This window comes from Pseudolysinimonas kribbensis (assembly GCF_030161895.1).
GTDB lineage: Bacteria > Actinomycetota > Actinomycetes > Actinomycetales > Microbacteriaceae > Pseudolysinimonas > Pseudolysinimonas kribbensis.
Genome location: NZ_BSVB01000001.1, coordinates 2,043,520 through 2,058,146 on the forward strand (window position 1 = coordinate 2,043,520; position 14,627 = coordinate 2,058,146).

15 protein-coding genes and 2 pseudogenes are annotated in these 14,627 nt (G+C 74.3%); 10 read left to right on the top strand and 7 right to left on the bottom strand.

The features are described 5' to 3' along the window. The first annotated feature begins 73 nt into the window (after positions 1-73). The 5 genes from QQK35_RS11410 to QQK35_RS11430 are packed head-to-tail and all read left to right on the top strand — an operon-like array spanning position 74 to position 5,292. A complete protein-coding gene (locus tag QQK35_RS11410) occupies positions 74-853 on the top strand; it encodes a hypothetical protein (RefSeq protein WP_284254281.1) in 780 nt (259 codons plus the stop codon). Then, positions 850-1,368: a hypothetical protein gene (locus QQK35_RS11415; protein ID WP_284254282.1), complete on the top strand. Its 519-nt coding sequence runs from the start codon at positions 850-852 to the stop codon at positions 1,366-1,368. The genes QQK35_RS11410 and QQK35_RS11415 overlap by 4 nt, the downstream gene beginning before the upstream one ends. Beyond that, on the top strand, positions 1,368-3,494 hold the full coding sequence (locus tag QQK35_RS11420; RefSeq protein ID WP_284255682.1) for an ABC transporter permease: 2,127 nt from the start codon (positions 1,368-1,370) through the stop codon (positions 3,492-3,494). Before QQK35_RS11415 ends, QQK35_RS11420 begins: the two co-directional genes overlap by 1 nt. 2 nt (positions 3,495-3,496) lie before the next feature. Further along, entirely contained in the window at positions 3,497-4,396 is a 900-nt protein-coding gene (locus QQK35_RS11425; protein WP_284254283.1) for an ABC transporter ATP-binding protein, read from the top strand. Next, the gene (locus QQK35_RS11430) at positions 4,393-5,292 is read left to right on the top strand and encodes an ABC transporter ATP-binding protein (protein ID WP_348534928.1); all 900 of its coding nucleotides are present in this window, start codon (positions 4,393-4,395) and stop codon (positions 5,290-5,292) included. Before QQK35_RS11425 ends, QQK35_RS11430 begins: the two co-directional genes overlap by 4 nt. A gap of 41 nt (positions 5,293-5,333) precedes the next feature. On the opposite strand, the pseudogene QQK35_RS11435 reads toward QQK35_RS11430, so the two are convergent. Both QQK35_RS11435 and QQK35_RS11440 read right to left on the bottom strand, forming a co-directional pair. Continuing rightward, positions 5,334-5,780, bottom strand: a pseudogene (locus QQK35_RS11435) (GtrA family protein); the annotation flags it as partial. Beyond that, the gene (locus QQK35_RS11440) at positions 5,773-6,540 is read right to left on the bottom strand and encodes a polyprenol monophosphomannose synthase (protein ID WP_284254284.1); all 768 of its coding nucleotides are present in this window, start codon (positions 6,538-6,540) and stop codon (positions 5,773-5,775) included. The gene QQK35_RS11440 and the pseudogene QQK35_RS11435, both read right to left, overlap by 8 nt. A 181-nt stretch (positions 6,541-6,721) precedes the next feature. Here QQK35_RS11440 and QQK35_RS11445 point away from each other — a divergent pair, with 181 nt between their 5' ends. The 3 genes from QQK35_RS11445 to QQK35_RS11455 are packed head-to-tail and all read left to right on the top strand — an operon-like array spanning position 6,722 to position 9,473. Next, on the top strand, positions 6,722-7,399 hold the full coding sequence (locus tag QQK35_RS11445) for a response regulator transcription factor (protein WP_284254285.1): 678 nt from the start codon (positions 6,722-6,724) through the stop codon (positions 7,397-7,399). 47 nt (positions 7,400-7,446) lie between these two features. Next, entirely contained in the window at positions 7,447-8,778 is a 1,332-nt protein-coding gene (locus QQK35_RS11450) for a sensor histidine kinase (RefSeq protein ID WP_284254286.1), read from the top strand. A gap of 17 nt (positions 8,779-8,795) precedes the next feature. Continuing rightward, entirely contained in the window at positions 8,796-9,473 is a 678-nt protein-coding gene (locus QQK35_RS11455) for a response regulator transcription factor (RefSeq protein ID WP_284254287.1), read from the top strand. Between the two features lie 61 nt (positions 9,474-9,534). On the opposite strand, the gene QQK35_RS11460 is transcribed toward QQK35_RS11455, so the two are convergent. Beyond that, a complete protein-coding gene (locus QQK35_RS11460; protein WP_284254288.1) occupies positions 9,535-9,711 on the bottom strand; it encodes a hypothetical protein in 177 nt (58 codons plus the stop codon). 114 nt (positions 9,712-9,825) lie between these two features. Here QQK35_RS11460 and QQK35_RS11465 point away from each other — a divergent pair, with 114 nt between their 5' ends. Beyond that, entirely contained in the window at positions 9,826-10,533 is a 708-nt protein-coding gene (locus tag QQK35_RS11465) for an ABC transporter permease (RefSeq protein WP_284254289.1), read from the top strand. A 4-nt stretch (positions 10,534-10,537) separates the two neighbouring features. Here QQK35_RS11465 and QQK35_RS11470 read toward each other — a convergent pair whose 3' ends face one another. Beyond that, positions 10,538-10,999 carry a DUF2127 domain-containing protein gene (locus QQK35_RS11470; RefSeq protein ID WP_284254290.1) on the bottom strand — a complete coding sequence of 154 codons (462 nt, stop codon included), beginning with the start codon at positions 10,997-10,999 and terminating at the stop codon, positions 10,538-10,540. A gap of 76 nt (positions 11,000-11,075) precedes the next feature. Between QQK35_RS11470 and QQK35_RS11475 the strand changes: the two are divergent. Then, positions 11,076-11,986 (top strand): annotated as a pseudogene (locus QQK35_RS11475) (cation diffusion facilitator family transporter). 497 nt (positions 11,987-12,483) lie between these two features. On the opposite strand, the gene QQK35_RS11480 reads toward QQK35_RS11475, so the two are convergent. Genes QQK35_RS11480 through QQK35_RS11490 form a run of 3 tightly spaced genes read right to left on the bottom strand, consistent with a single transcriptional unit; the run spans position 12,484 to position 14,557 of the window. Continuing rightward, positions 12,484-13,140 (bottom strand): response regulator transcription factor, encoded by a 657-nt coding sequence (locus QQK35_RS11480; RefSeq protein ID WP_284254291.1) that lies wholly within the window; start codon positions 13,138-13,140, stop codon positions 12,484-12,486. After that, a complete protein-coding gene (locus tag QQK35_RS11485; protein ID WP_284255683.1) occupies positions 13,140-13,988 on the bottom strand; it encodes a HAMP domain-containing sensor histidine kinase in 849 nt (282 codons plus the stop codon). Before QQK35_RS11485 ends, QQK35_RS11480 begins: the two co-directional genes overlap by 1 nt. After that, positions 13,982-14,557 (bottom strand): hypothetical protein, encoded by a 576-nt coding sequence (locus QQK35_RS11490; RefSeq protein ID WP_284255785.1) that lies wholly within the window; start codon positions 14,555-14,557, stop codon positions 13,982-13,984. The genes QQK35_RS11485 and QQK35_RS11490 overlap by 7 nt, the downstream gene beginning before the upstream one ends. Positions 14,558-14,627: the final 70 nt, after the last annotated feature.

Here is a 14,627-nt window from a genome sequence, read left to right on the forward strand (position 1 = left end):
CTCCGGCCCGCTCGGCTGGACGGTCGCGGGCGTCCTCGACGCCGGGGGAGGTCGCGCCGAGCTCGGGCGGCTCATGCCCACCGGAACGACGGTCGTGCCGGCCGCGGTCTCGCGTCCGCTCGCGGCGGCGGCGGGCCTCGGCACGGGCGCCCGCGCCACCCTCGACGCGGGGGCGAGCGGCATCCCGGTGCGGGTGGCCGCCGTCGTGCCGCACACGATCGGCGCCCCGGGGCCGTCGGGCGTGTTCGTCGACCTGCCCACGCTGCAGGTGGCGCAGCTGCGCACCGGGGCCGACCTGCCGCGGCCGGATCATGCCTGGTTCGCCGTCGCCGACGCGACGGGCGCCGCGGCACGCCTCACGGCCTCCGACCCCGCGATCACCGCCATGCCGGCTCCCGCCGCGACCGTCGGCCGGCTCGCCCTGCCGGCGATTGTCGCGAGCGTGACGGCCGCGGCCGGCACGGTGCTGTTCGCGCTGCTCGCGATCGCGACGGCGGTCGCGGCCCTGCTGCGCGCGCGGTCGGCCGAGATCGCGGTGCTCCGGGCGCTCGGCGCGGGATCGCGGCTGCAGCGGCTCGCCGCCCGCATCGAGCTGCTCGCGGTGCTCGGCTACGCGGGGGTGGTCGGGGCGGTGGCGGCGATCATCGCCGTCGTGCTGACCGTGCCCCAGCTCGCGCATGCCGCGGCACCGGGGATCGAAGCGGAGGTCGTCGCGCCCATCGCGGCGGATCCGCTCGGGCTGACCGTGGCGGCCGCGGCGCTCGTGGCGGGCGTGGTCGTCGGACTGGTCGTGCAGGAGAGGGTCGTGCGGCGGCTCGCCGAACGCCCGCGCATCGAGGAGGTGCGGCGATGACCCGGCTCGGCCCGGCGCGCCTGGCGCTGCGCGGACTCCGCGTGGCCCCCGGGGTCTCCGCGCTCGTCGCACTGCTCGTCCTGGTCGGCGTGATCCTGGCGGTCGGCGGACCGCGTGCGACCGACGGCGTCCTGACGACGGCGCTGCATCAGGGTCTCGCGCACGCCGGCAACGGGCGGATCGCCCTGAATGCGGTGCTCGGCGATGACAGCGCCTACGACCCCGGGACCGACACCCGCAGCGTCGAGCCGATCTGGTCGGGCCTGCAGAATCGCCTGGACGAGATCCACGGGAGCTTCGCGAGTCTCGGCCGGGTCGTCGGGCCGGGCGCGTTCGTGGGCCGGGCGGTCGGGGAGGGCTCCGGCGGCTTCGCGGGCGCGGGAACCGCGACCGCGGCCAGCAACGCGCGCTTCCGCTTCGCGCTCGAGGCCGCCCCGGCCTGCGCGACGAGGCACGGCTGGTCTCGGGTCGCTGGCCCGGCGCCGTGCGCGCGGGCGGTCCGCTGCAGGTCGTGATGTCGGCCGAGGGCGCGGCGACGATGCACTGGAAACCGGGACAGCGCCAGACGATCGGCACCAGGCCGGCACGGCAGGCCGTGCTCGTGGGCACGGTCGCCCCGCGCGATTCCGGCGACGCGTTCTGGTCGCTCGATGCGAGCCGTGCCGAGGCGGGAGCGCAACCGAGCAGGGACGGCTCCTACACGACCTACTACTCCACGCTCTGGGTCGACGACGCATCGTGGCCGGCCATCGCCCCCACCCTCACCGGCCACCTGATCGAAGCCTGGTACCCGGTCGACGCGTCGGCGATCACCGCGGGCGATGCGCCACGGGTCGCGGCACAGGTGCGGCGGTTCGCGGTCGAGCCGTCGGCGCTCGACATCCCGCGCGCCCCGCAGACCCTGGCATTCCGCACCGACCTGCCCGCGGAGCTGGTCGCCTTCTCGGCGCGGGCCGCGCCGTCGATCGCGCTCATCGCGCTGTTCGCGCTCGGCCCGGCGGGGGCGCTCGCGGCGGTGCTGCTGCTGGGCCTGCGGCTGCTGCGGCTGCGCCGGAGCGCGGCCGGCGCGCTCGTGCGCGGCCGGGGCGGCTCCGGATGGCAGCTCCGCCTGCTCGCGGCGGCCGAGACCGCGGTGTGGACGGTGCCGGTCGCGGTGGCGGGCGCGGCGCTCGCCGTGCTCCTCATCCCCGGCGGCGGCTCGTGGACCGGTGCGCTCGTGCCCACCGCCCTGTGCGCGCTCGCGGCACCGATCGCGGCCGCGGCGCTCGCCTCCCCGTCGTACGGCGACGGGGCGACGTCGCCCGCGCTGCGCGCCCTGCGCCTCGTCGCGGAGGGCGCGATCGTGCTCGTCGCCGCGCTCACCCTCGTTCTGGTCGCGGCGCGCGGGCCGGTCGGTGCGGCGGGTGGCGCCGATCCGCTCGTGGAGGCGGCACCGCTGCTGCTCGCGGTCGCGGTGACCGTGATCGTGCTGCGGATCGCACCCGCCGGCATCCGGTGGCTCGGGGCGCTGCTGCGCCGCGGCCGGGGGCCGGTCGGGCTGGTCGCGGCATCCGGCACGGGGCCGGCCTGGCGCGGCGCCGCGTGGGCGCTCTTCGCTCTCGTCATCGGGGTCGGGATGTCGGTGTTCTCGCTCACGATGGTCGCCACCCAGCAGCACGGCTCGCAGCAGGCGGCGCTGCGCCAGACCGGCGCGGACGTCGCGATCAACAGCACCCGGCTGAGCGCGAAGGAGGTGCGTGCGCTCGAGGCGATCCCCGGCGTCGCGGCGCACGCGACGATCGCCGTGCTGCCCCCGCAGCCGGTCGGCTCCACGCCCGCGGCGGTGTACCTCGCCGATCCCGCGGCCCTGGCATCGGTGCAGCGCGGGATCGACCACTCGGCGCTGGCCGACGCGCACGGCCGGGATGCCGTGGTCGGCGGCATCGACACGCCGCCCGCGACGATGACGATCTCCGATCCCGACCGCGTGACCCTGACGCTGCACCCGGTCGACTCCGACGAGGTGAGCGTCGTGCTCACCGAACCGCGCTGGGTGCTCGTGGATCGCGCGAGCCTGCCGAAGGCCGCGCCCGAGGCGGTGACCGTCGGCGTGCTCCTGCGGGTCGCGCCGCACGCCGACCGCGCGGCCGTCGCCGCCGCGGCGCGGGAGGCCGCCGGCTCGGACGCGTCCGTGCGGACCGCGGGCACGAACGTCGGGTCGCCGCTGGATCAGGCCGTGCGCGCGACGATCCTCGCCGCGACGATCCTCGCGGCGCTGCTGTGCCTCGGCGTGTTCGTGGTGACCCTCGCGGCGGGCGCCGCCGAGCGGCTGCGCCGCGGCGCCATCCTGCGGGCTCTCGGCTTCGACCGCCGGCAGACCGCGGGCCTCGTGCTCGCCGACCTCGCCCCGACCGCCGTCATCGGCGTCGTCGTGGGAGCGCTGACCGGCGCGGGCCTGGCGGCGATCGTGTTGCATACGATCGACCCCGCGGGCTTCGTCGGATCCACGGTGCCGCCGGCGCTCGTGATCGACGTGCCGGCGACGGCGCTCGCCCTGCTCGGCTTCCTCGTCGCGGCGGTCGTCGCGGCGGCGGTGGCCGTGGTGCTCGACCAGCACCGTCCCGCGACGGCCGGGCTGCAGACGCTCGGAGAGGAGCGATGACCATGACGACGACGGCTCCGCCGCCCCCGGGATCGGCCGACGTGATCGACTGCGCCGACCTCGTGCGCATCTACCGCGGCGAGGGCGTGGAGGTGCAGGCGCTGCAGGGGCTCACGCTGCGGGTGGGCGAGGGCGACATCGTGGCCATGGTCGGCGCGTCGGGGTCGGGCAAGTCGACGCTGCTCGGCATCCTGTCGGGTCTCGACCGGCCGAGCGCCGGCCGGGCGACCGTCGCCGGCTACGACCTCACCGCCCTCTCCTCGAAGCAGCGCCTGGCGTACCGGCGGGGCGCGGTCGGCTTCGTGTGGCAGCAGACCGAGCGCAACCTGCTGCCCTACCTGACCGCACGCGAGAACGTCGAGCTGCCGATGCTGCTGGCCGGCCGGCGCGACCGGACGCGGCGCGCCGACGAGCTGCTGAAACTGCTCGACGTGCAGGCGCACACCGACCGGCGGCCGGCGCAGCTCTCCGGCGGCGAGCAGCAGCGCGTCGCGATCGCGGTGGCCCTCGCGAACGGGCCGCAGGTGCTGCTCGCCGACGAGCCGACCGGCGAACTCGACGAGGCGATGTCGGCGGAGGTGCTGGAGGCGATCCGCTCCGTCAATGAGCGGCTCGGCGTGACCGCGCTCATCGTCACGCACGACCCGGCGGTGTCGGAGCACGTGCGCCGGACCGTGCAGATCCGTGACGGCCGCACGTCGACCGAGGTGCTGCGGGATGCCGACCGCACCGGCGCCGAGACCTTCACCGTCATCGACGCCGTCGGCCGCCTGCAGCTGCCCTCGGACTACGTGCACCGGCTCGGCCTGCGCGAGCTCGTGCGCCTCACGCTCGAGGACGATCACGTGCGGGTGCATCCCGACCGCGGCGGGGCGCATCCGGCAGCGGGGGAGAAGCGATGAGCCCGATCATCAGCGTGCGCGGCGTGACCCGTGTGTTCGGCACGGGGCCCGCGGCCGTCGCGGGCTGCCGCGACATCGACCTCGACGTCACCGCGGGGGAGCTGCTCGTCGTCCGCGGTCCGTCCGGAGCGGGCAAGACGACGCTGCTTACGCTGCTCGGCACGCTCGACCGGCCGAGCCTCGGCACGATCGTGATCGACGGGGTCGACACGACCGCGGCGCCCGAGGCGGAGCTGGTCGGCATCCGGCGCCGGCTGCTCGGCTTCGTCTTCCAGCGCTTCGGGCTGCTGCCCGCGCTCACGGCGGCCGAGAACGTCGAACTCCCGCTGCGGCTCGCGGGCGTCGGCCGCGACGAGCGGTCCGCACGCGTGGCGCTGCTTCTCGAGCGGGTGGGGCTCGCCGAGCACGGGCTGCAGCATCCGGACGAGCTCTCCGGCGGGCAGCAGCAGCGGGTCGGCATCGCTCGGGCGCTCGCCGCGGAGCCGCGGGTGCTGCTCGCCGACGAGCCGACCGGTCAGCTCGACAGCGCCACGGCATCCGCGGTCATGGACCTCGTGGTCGAGCTGGTGCACGAGAACGGCGTCGCCGGCGTGGTCACCACCCACGACCCCGCGTTCATGGAGCGCGCCGACCGCGTCGCGCACCTGCACGACGGCCGCCTCACCCCTAACGCGCCCCCGCCCGTCGCCCCGCCCTCGTCGTCTCCTTCCGAAATGAAGGAGTCGGCCCGATCTGCGCCGAACACCGGAGCCGTGATGGCGGCCGCGGCGTCCCGCCGGTCCTGCATTTCGGAACCGGAACTGGAGCCGGGCACGGAACCGGAGCCGGAGCCGGAGCCGGGCAGGAGGTCGGCCTCGGATCGCGGACGGTCGGCGCGGAACACCCAGAGGCGGTAGAGGGCGAAGCGCAGCGCGGTGCCGAGGGCGAGGCCGACGACGTTGGCCGAGACGTTGTCGTCGATCGCGGAGCGCAGGCCGAGCAGGTCGTGGCTGACCACGAGGCAGACCAGCGCGACCGCGCTGCCGAACAGGCTCGCGACGAAGAACTCGACGGCCTCCCGCAGCACGACGCGGCCGCTGCCGCGACGACGCTCCCGGCGGAACGTGAGCGAGCGGTTGCCGACCCAGTTGACGATGATCGCGAGCGACACCGAGACCGCCTTGGCCCAGAGCTCGCCGTTAGCGACGTGCTCGGGCGAGAGCACCGTGGCGCGCAGCGCGTTGAACACCCCGACGTCGACGAGGAACCCGACGCCGCCGACGGCCAGGAACGCGACGCCCTGGCCGAGCAGCGCGCGCAGCCGCGGCGACCCGACGGCGGCCCGCAGCGCGGGACTCCGCGGCCCGCCCACCTGGATCGCGCCGGTCGCGACGCGCTCAGACATGCGACACCACCGGGGCAGCGATCCGCACGCGGCGGGCGACCGCGCGTCGCCGACGGGTGGGCAGCCCGGCGACGCCCCAGCGCGTGACCCGGGCGATCGCCTCGAGCACGATGCGGGTGCTCATCTTGCTCTGCCCGAGCTGGCGGTCGGTGAACGTGATCGGCACCTCCGCGATGCGCAGGCCCGCGAGCACCGCCTTCCACAGCAGCTCGATCTGGAAGCTGTAGCCCTCGCTCGCGATCGCCTGGGGCCCGATCGCCCGGATGGCGTCGGCGCGGTATGCGCGGAACCCGCTCGTCGCGTCGTGCTCGTCGATGCCGAGCGCGATCCGCGCGTACAGCGAGCCCGCGCGCGAGATCAGGCGGCGGGGCAGCGGCCAGCCGTGCACCGATCCGCCGGGCACCCAGCGCGATCCGATCGCCACATCGTGCGTCTCGAGGGCCGCCAGCAGGGCGGGCAGCTGCTCCGGGCGGTGCGAGCCGTCGGCATCCATCTCGACCAGCACGTCGTAGCCGCGGGCGCTGCCCCACGCGAACGCCGCGAGATATGCAGCGCCGAGGCCCTGCTTGCCGGCGCGGTGCAGCACGTGCACCCGGGCGTCGGCACGCGCGAGGCCGTCGGCGATCGCGCCCGTGCCATCCGGCGAGTCGTCGTCCGCGATCAGGATGTGGGCGTCCGGCACGGCGGCGAGGGTGCGCTGCACGATCGCCCGGATCGTGGGCGCCTCGTCGTAGGTCGGGATGCAGACGAGAGCGGTCATGCGATCAGGACATCAGCCGTGGCCCCAGAAACGTCCCAGAAAGCGCTCGTCGCGCATGCGAAAGCCTTCAGCGTGGCCTGGACGACCTCGCTCTTCTGGGAGTCGTCTCAGAGCCCGATCGGGATGCTGGGGCGGCGATCCGCGACCGGATGCGGGGTAGTGTCGCGACACCGGAGGGCTCATGAGATCGATCCTGATCGTCGAGGACGACGCGCACCTCGGCCCCACGCTCGAGCGAGGCCTCACGGACGAGGGCTACGCCACCACGCTCGTCGCCACGGGCGTCGACGCGCTCGTGGAGCTGGCGCGGCATCCGTTCTCGGCGGCGGTCGTCGATGTCGGGTTGCCCGCGATGTCCGGATTCGAACTCGCGCGCCGGGTGCGGGACACGGGCAGCTCGATGCCGGTGCTGCTCCTGACCGCGCGCGACGCGGTCGACGATCGCGTGCGCGGCCTCGACGCCGGAGCCGACGATTACCTCACCAAGCCGTTCAGCTTCGCCGAGCTCGCGGCCCGGCTGCGGGCGCTGCTGCGCCGCGACCCGTCGGACCTGTGGATCCGCGTCGAGCACGGCGACCTGCAGCTCGATTCGGCGCGCCGGCGGCTCACCGTCGGGGACCGGGCGGTGGCCCTGAGTCCCCACGAGTTCGATGTGCTGCGGCTGCTCGTCGCGAGTCCGGAGCGGTCCTTCGCGGTCGCCGACATCCTGGAGGAGGTCTGGGGCACGGCCGAGTACATCGACCCCAACACCGTGCAGCAGTACATCAGCGCGCTCCGCAAGAAACTCGTGCGCGCGGGCAGCACGACCTCGATCGTGACGATCCGCGGCGAGGGCTACCGGATCGAGGCCGGCGCGTGAGGTGGTGGGGCCGCCTCGGGGTGCGCTGGCGCATCACCATCGGGAGCGTGATCGCCGGGGCCGTGCTGCTGGTCGGCGCCGGCGCGCTGCTGCTGCAGCAGGTGGAGCAGGCGCAGATCAACTCGGACAAGAAGATCCTCTACGGCGCCAGTACGCCGTATGTCGCCCAGGTGCGGAGCCACCCCACCGCCCTCGATCGGCCCGGCGGGGAGGAGCGGCTGGTGGTTCTCGATCCGGCCGGGTCGGCGCGCGTGAGCAACCTGCCCGACGCGATCTCCGACCGGCTGCCGGAACTTCATCGGCTGTCGTCCGGCTCGCACTTCGCCTCGTACCGCGGCACCCGGTATCTGCTCGTCGTTCGCAAGGTCGAGCGCAGCGACGGGGTGTGGCGGATCGTCGCGGCCCGCGACGAGTCATCGACCACCGACATCGTCATGCGCAACCTCACGAACATCATCGTGGTCGGCGGGGTGGCGTTGCTGGCGGGATTCGGCGTCGCCTCGTGGGTGCTCACGACGGTGGCGCTGCGCCCGGTGACCCTCATGCGGCGCCGCGCCGAGACGCTCGAGGCGATCGGGTCCGACGAACAGCTCCCCGTCGGGCGCGCCCAGGACGAACTGTCGGCGCTCGCCGTCACGCTCAACGCCTTCCTGGCGCGGGTGCGCGCGTCCGCCGCCCGCGAGAAGCAGGTGGTCGCGGATGCCAGCCACGAACTCCGCACGCCCATCGCCGTGCTGCGCGGTCAGCTGGAACTCGCCAAACGCGATCCGGGCGACCTCGACCGCCTGAGAGAGATCGACGAGACCGCCGCACGTCTGTCGAACCTCGCGGTCAACCTGCTCGTGCTCTCGACCCTGGAGGCCGACACGACGCGCCCCACGAGCACGTGGCCGCAGCTCGTCGACGAGTTCGCGGCCGCGACGGACCGCGCACGCATGCTCGCGACACCGGCGGGCGCGGAGATCGACTTCGATGTCGAGCGGCCCGACGGCGACGGGTCGTATGCGATCTCGGCGACCGACCTCGGCCGTGTGATCGACAACCTCGTACGCAACGCTCTCGCCGCCGGCGGCGCGGGCACGACGATCCGGGGGTCGCTCGCGCGCACGGCGACGCTGCTCGAGTTGAGGATCGAGGACGACGGCCCCGGCATCCCGGACGACTTCATCGCCACCGCCGCCGACCGTTTCACGCGGGCATCGCCGGCAACGGAGGGCGCCGGCCTCGGCCTCGCGATCGTGCGACGGATCGCGGACCGCGCCGCCGGCTCCCTCGAGCTCGCGAACCGGGAGCCCCACGGTCTCCGCGTCACACTCGGGATCCCGGCTGCAGAGACCTTCAGGCGGGCGGCGCGGCCTTCGGGCGCGGCTGTGCGCTGACGGGGGAGGATGCCGCCATGAGCGAGGCCGCCCCGTCCGAGCGGGCCCGGCTGCTGCTCATCGAGGACGACCCGAAGCTCGGCCCGGTGATGCGCGACGTGCTCGAGGAGGCGTACGCGGTCACGCTGCGCGTGGATGCCCGCTCGGGGTTCGAGACCGCGCGCGACGAGGATTTCGACGTCCTGGTCGTCGATCGGCGCCTCCCCGGTGCCGACGGGATCGACGTGGTCGAGGCGCTGCGCAGGGCGGGCAACACGACGCCGATGCTGATGCTCACGGCGCTCGGCACCCTTCACGACAAGGTGCGCGGGCTCGACGCGGGGGCGAACGACTACCTCGTGAAGCCGTTCGAGTTCGGGGAGCTCTTCGCCCGGTTGCGTGCCATCCGGCGGGTGTTCTCCGGCGAGGGACCCTTCATCCGGATCGGAGGGTGGGAGTTCTACCCCGAGAACCGCGCCATCTACTCCCCGTACGACGGCCGGTACATCCTGACCGAGCGGGAGAATCAGCTGCTGCGGCTGTTCGCCGAGCACCCGCAGCGCACCTACTCGCGCCCGCAGATCCTGCGCTCGGTCTTCGATGAGGACGACCGGCCGGGCACGGTCGACACCTACGTGCACTACGTGCGGCGCAAGACGGACCCCGACATCATCACCACCGTCCGCGGGCAGGGGTACCGGCTCGGGCGGCTCTGAGATGTCGCCTCCGTGGTGCCTGAGGTGACGCGCGAGCTTTCGGTGATGCGTGCGCCCTCCGTCACCGCACTCGACCGTCGCCGTCGCCGTCGCCGTCGCCGTCGTCGTCGTCGACCATCGCCTCGGCTTCCGCGAGCACGGCGATCACGAATCGGCCTCCCGCGGCGAGCACGACCACGGTCCCCACGACGACTCCGAGCACCCACCACATGACGACCTCCGACCATTGCGCGAGCAACTGCGACCATGCTCCCGGCGGTGACCCCAGAAACCTCTCAGCAGCCGGGTTCGCCCGCGGCCGACTAGCCTCGGCGTCATCGACATTCCCACCCTCCTGCGCACGCTCCTCGGCGTGGTCGTGCTCGTCGGGGTCACGTTCGGGGTGCTCGCGGCGACGCGGGCGCGGCATCCGTGGTCGCCGGTGCTCGCGATCCTGCGGGGGCTCGTGCAGCTGGCCGCGATCAGCGTCATCCTGGCCGGCGTCATCACGAGTCCGTACTGGGTCGGGCTCGCGCTGCTGGTGATGTTCTGCGTGGCGGTCGGCGTGGCGACCCGGCGGCTCGGCGGACGCGGCCGGCTCCGGATGGTCGCCACGGCGATGGCGGCGGGCGCCGGCGTGGCGCTCGTGGTGGTCTTCGCCTCCGGCGCGCTCGAGCTCACCGCCCGCTACGCGCTCGCGATCGGCGGGATCGTCATCGGCAACACCATGTCGATCGCGACCATCGGCGGCCGCCGGCTGCTGGAGCTCGCCGACGACCGCTGGGACGAGCTGGAGGGCTGGTTCGCGCTGGGGGCGACGCCGTGGCAGGCGACGCGCTGGATCGCGCGCGACGCCGTGTACGCGGCCCTGATCCCGACCACCGATCAGACCAAGACGACCGGGCTGGTGACCCTGCCGGGGGCGTTCGTGGGCGCGATCTTCGGCGGGGTCTCGCCGGTGGAGGCGGGGCGCTTCCAGATCGTCGTGCTCGCCGCGATCATGTGCGCGGGGGCGATCACGGCGTCGACGCTCGTCGCGTTCCTGCGCCCGATCCGGGTGCGTCCGCAGCGTCCCGCCTGACCGCTCACCCGGCGCGTTCCGGGCGGTGGCGGATCCAGGCGACCGTCGCCGCGAACGTCTGCCGCAGGCTGCGATGGGCGCGCCACTCGCGCCAGGTGAGCGCGATCACGATCAGGTCGAGGATCGTCAGCAGCACGACCCCGAGCGACGGCCGGAGGGCGAGGTCGGCGATCTGCAGCACCGTGAGCACGGCGAGCGCGCCGATCGCCCACGGATAGACGCGCAGCGCCCCGACGATGAGGGCGACGACGACGGCCACCTTGACGACGCCGTGCACGAGGAGGAAGACGACAAGCAGCGGCACGTCGTGCGCGTGCAGGTGCCCGTGGGCGATCGACACCGATGTCGTGGCCGGCAGGACCGCGGCCGCGGCACCGCCCGCCAGCTCCGCGACGCCGTTGAGGCCCTTCACGACCACGCCGATCAGGAACAGGAGGTCGAGCAGGTGGCGGACCGTCGGGCGCACGGCCCCAGCATGCTCGGCGGCGCGCCGCGGCGCACTCGGGGGTCACCGATCTCCCAGGACGGAGCAGGATGGCTGCATGGCCGATGCCCACGCGAGCGCGCACGCGGGCGGTCGTCGACGCCTGGCGATCGCCTTCGGCATCACCGCCGCCATCCTGGTCGCCGAGATCGTCGGCGCCGTGCTCACCGGCAGCCTCGCCCTCATCGTCGACGCGGGGCACATGGCGGTGGATGCCGGGGGCCTCCTGGTCGCGCTGCTCGCGTCGGTCCTCGTGCTGCGTCCGGCCTCCGACCGGCGCACCTGGGGGTTCGCGCGCGTCGAGGTGCTCGCGGCGACGCTGCAGGCCGCGGTGCTGCTGGCGGTCGGTCTCTTCGTGCTCGTGGAGGGCATCCAGCGCCTGGTCGAACCGCCGTCGATCCCCGCGGGCGGCCTGCTGGTGTTCGGCGTCGTCGGCCTGGTCGGCAACGTGGCCTCGGTCGCGGTGCTGTTCTCGGGGCGCGGAGCGGACTTCAACCGCCGCGCCGCGTTCCTCGAGGTGCTGGGCGACGCGCTCGGCTCGGTCGGGGTCATCGCCGCCGCGACCGTGATCGCGCTCACCGGATGGCAGGGGCGGACTCGATCGCCGCCATCCTCATCGGGGTGCTGATCCTGCCGCGTGCGATCCGGCTCCTCGGCGAGACGACCTCGGTGCTGCTGGAGTCGACGCCGCGCGGCCTCGACCTCGACGACCTACGCACCCACCTCGTCGCGCTGCCCTACGTCGACGACGTGCACGACCTGCACGTCACCCAGATCGCCAGCGGGCTGCCGGTGCTCACCGCGCACGTGACCGTCGAGCCGCGCTGCTTCGAGGAGGGCAGGGCGCCGCGACTGCTCGACCAGCTGCAGGCGTGCGTGGCCGAGCATTTCGACGTGAGCATCGAGCATTCGACCTTCCAGCTGGAGCCCGCGGCGCACACCGCCCACGAGCACGTGCCGCACACCTGAGCCGTCACGCCCGGGGATCTCCTGATGACCCGTGGGATCGCGTCGAGGTCCGTGGCACCATGACCCCATGCGACTCGCGCTCGTCTCGATCGTCGCGGCCTCGGTGGCCGTGGGGTCGGTGGCGGGCGCCGTGATCGTGACGAATCGGCCGGGGGACCAGCCCGGCATCCGGATGCAGCAGCCGGCGATCTCGGTCGCCGGCGTCGGTTCGCCGGCGACCTCGCGCACTCCGGCCGCATCGAGCTCCGCGGTCCCCGCGTCCCCGGCGCTGCCGGCCTCCCCGCGCAGCCGCCGGCCTCGACGTCGACCGCGACCCCGGCCTCGCCCCCGCAGCCCGCCTCGCCCGCGCAGCCCGCGTCACCCGCGACGCCGACCGGGCCGGCGCAGTCGGTGGCTCCCGCGCCGGCGCGTCCGGTTCCGCCTGGCGACAAGGGCCGGCATCAGGGGGCGGATGCGGGCGGAACGCCGCGCGGCACCGGTGGGCCGGCCGCGAAGCCCTAGCCCGCCATCCGGTAGCCCTCGCCCCGGACCGTCTGGATGCAGTCCGCGCCCGCCTTCTGGCGCAGGTAGCGCACGTAGACGTCGACGACGTTGGAGCTCTGCCCGGTTCCGTAGCCCCACACGTCCCGCAGGAGCTGCTCGCGCGAGAGCACCCGCCCCGGCCGGCGCATGAAGTACTCGAGCAGCTCGAACTCCCGGGTGGGCAGGCTCACGATGCCGAGCGGGCCGGACACGGTGCGGGCGACGAGGTCGAGCGCGAGGCCGCCGCAGGCCAGCGATGTCTCGGTGGTCCGCGCCGAGCGCAGCCGGGTCTCGACCCGCGCCACGAGCTCGTCGAAGCGGAACGGCTTCACGATGTAGTCGTCGGCCCCGGCCTGCAGTCCCGAGACGACATGCGCCGGCGCGTTGTCGGCAGTGACGATGAGCACCGGCAGCCCGGGCGCCGCCTCCCGGATGCCGGCGAGGACCTGCAGGCCGTCCATCCGCGGCAGGCCGACGTCGAGCAGCACGAGGTCGAATCGGCCGGAGAGCGCCTCGGTCGCCGCGGCGACGCCGTCGCTCACGTGCTCGACGCGATGCCCGGCCGCCGTGAGCGCTCGCCGGATGAGCGCCGCCAGATGGTCGTCGTCCTCGGCGACCAGGATGGCTGCCATCACACCCTCCCCGGGGTCCGGGCCGGCAGGTGGATCGTGAACGTGTTGCCGCCGGCGTCGCTTCCCAGCGTGACACGTCCGTCGTGCGCCGCCGCGATCGCCGCGACGATCGCCAGCCCGAGGCCGGATCCGCCGCGCGCGCCGGCTGCGCGGCCGCGCGCGAAGCGCTTGAAGATCCGGTCCCGATCCGCCAGCGCGATCGGGGTGCCCTCGTCGACGACCCGCAGCAGCACCTCGCCGCCGGCGACCTCGCTGCCGATCGCGATCGGTGAGCCGGGCGGGGCGTACTTGGCCGCGTTGTCGGCGAGCTGCAGCCAGGCCTGGATGATGCGCTCGCGATCCAGGAGCACGACCGCGGCGGCCCGGGCGTCGACTCGCCACGCGTGACCGGACATCGTCGAGGCCCGCGCCAACAGGTCGTCGGTGAGGGCCGCGACGTCGACCGGGGTCCGGGCGAGTGCGGAGGTCTGCACCTCCGTGAGGTCGGTGAGGCCGTCGACGAGGGCCGCCATCCGGTCCACCTCCTCGACACCGACCCGCTGCGCCTGGGCGATCACCAGCGGATCGCCGGAGTCGAGCAGCTCGAACTCGCCCCGCACCACGCTCAGCGGCGCCTTGAGCTCGTGCCGCACGTCGTCGAGCAGGGCGCGGCGCTGCTGCACGCCCGTCTCGATGCGGTCGAGCATCGAGTTGACGGTGCCGGTGAGCACCGAGACGTCGTCGTCGCCCTCGACGGGGATGCGCTCGCGCAGGTCGTCGGCGCCGATCCGCTGCGCCATCGCGTTGAGCCGGCGGATCGGGGCGAGCAGTCTCCCGGCGATGATCCAGCCAATGAGGCCGATCACCACGACGACGATCCCGGCGATGAGCGCGTACGCCCGGAACGTGCCGTCGACCGGTTCGAGCCGCCGCCCCAGGTCGATCGCGACGGCGAAGACGCCGCGCGCCGGGTCGCCGGCGACCGAGACCGGCACGGCGAGGTAGCGGTAGGAGCGGTCACCGGCCGTGAACGTGCCCTTGCGCACCGAGCCGTCGGCGGTCTCCTCGCGATCCGGGTCGCGAAGCCCGCGAGCTTCTCGGGGTGCACGGGTTCGGTGACGCCCGGCGTGAAGGCGACCCGGCCGTCGAGGAGGCCGACCGTGCCGCCGTCCTCCGGCGGCACCGCGACCGACAGGACCTGCCGCAGGGCCGTGCGGGTGGAGGTCACGCCGCTCTGCGCGCCGACGACCCGCCGCGCCTCGGTGAGTTCGGTGGTGAGCCGCGCATCGACCTCGCGCAGGGTCGCCCCGCGCTGCAAGCCGTATGAGACGAGTCCCGCGACGACGAGCCCGAGGGCGGCGGTGACGAGGATGCTCGCGAGGATGCGGACCCGCACCGACCATCCCGGGCGTGCGCTGGTGGTCCCCTCGGACGCCATCCCCTCAGTATCCCGGGCTGGTCCCGGGCTGAGAAGCGCACCGGAGACGGATCGCCTCCGCCATGATCGA

Bases quoted from the DNA above. Each gene is read 5' to 3' on its own strand.
- QQK35_RS11415 (WP_284254282.1), top strand. From the start codon at position 850: ATGACCCGGCTCGGCCCGGCGCGCCTGGCGCTGCGCGGACTCCGCGTG.
- QQK35_RS11430 (WP_348534928.1), top strand. From the start codon at position 4,393: ATGAGCCCGATCATCAGCGTGCGCGGCGTGACCCGTGTGTTCGGCACG.
- QQK35_RS11455 (WP_284254287.1), top strand. From the start codon at position 8,796: ATGAGCGAGGCCGCCCCGTCCGAGCGGGCCCGGCTGCTGCTCATCGAG.
- QQK35_RS11480 (WP_284254291.1), bottom strand. From the start codon at position 13,140: ATGGCAGCCATCCTGGTCGCCGAGGACGACGACCATCTGGCGGCGCTC.
- QQK35_RS11440 (WP_284254284.1), bottom strand. From the start codon at position 6,540: ATGACCGCTCTCGTCTGCATCCCGACCTACGACGAGGCGCCCACGATC.
- QQK35_RS11420 (WP_284255682.1), top strand. From the start codon at position 1,368: ATGTCGGCCGAGGGCGCGGCGACGATGCACTGGAAACCGGGACAGCGC.
- QQK35_RS11410 (WP_284254281.1), top strand. From the start codon at position 74: ATGCCCACCGGAACGACGGTCGTGCCGGCCGCGGTCTCGCGTCCGCTC.
- QQK35_RS11445 (WP_284254285.1), top strand. From the start codon at position 6,722: ATGAGATCGATCCTGATCGTCGAGGACGACGCGCACCTCGGCCCCACG.
- QQK35_RS11425 (WP_284254283.1), top strand. From the start codon at position 3,497: ATGACGACGACGGCTCCGCCGCCCCCGGGATCGGCCGACGTGATCGAC.
- QQK35_RS11490 (WP_284255785.1), bottom strand. From the start codon at position 14,557: ATGGCGTCCGAGGGGACCACCAGCGCACGCCCGGGATGGTCGGTGCGG.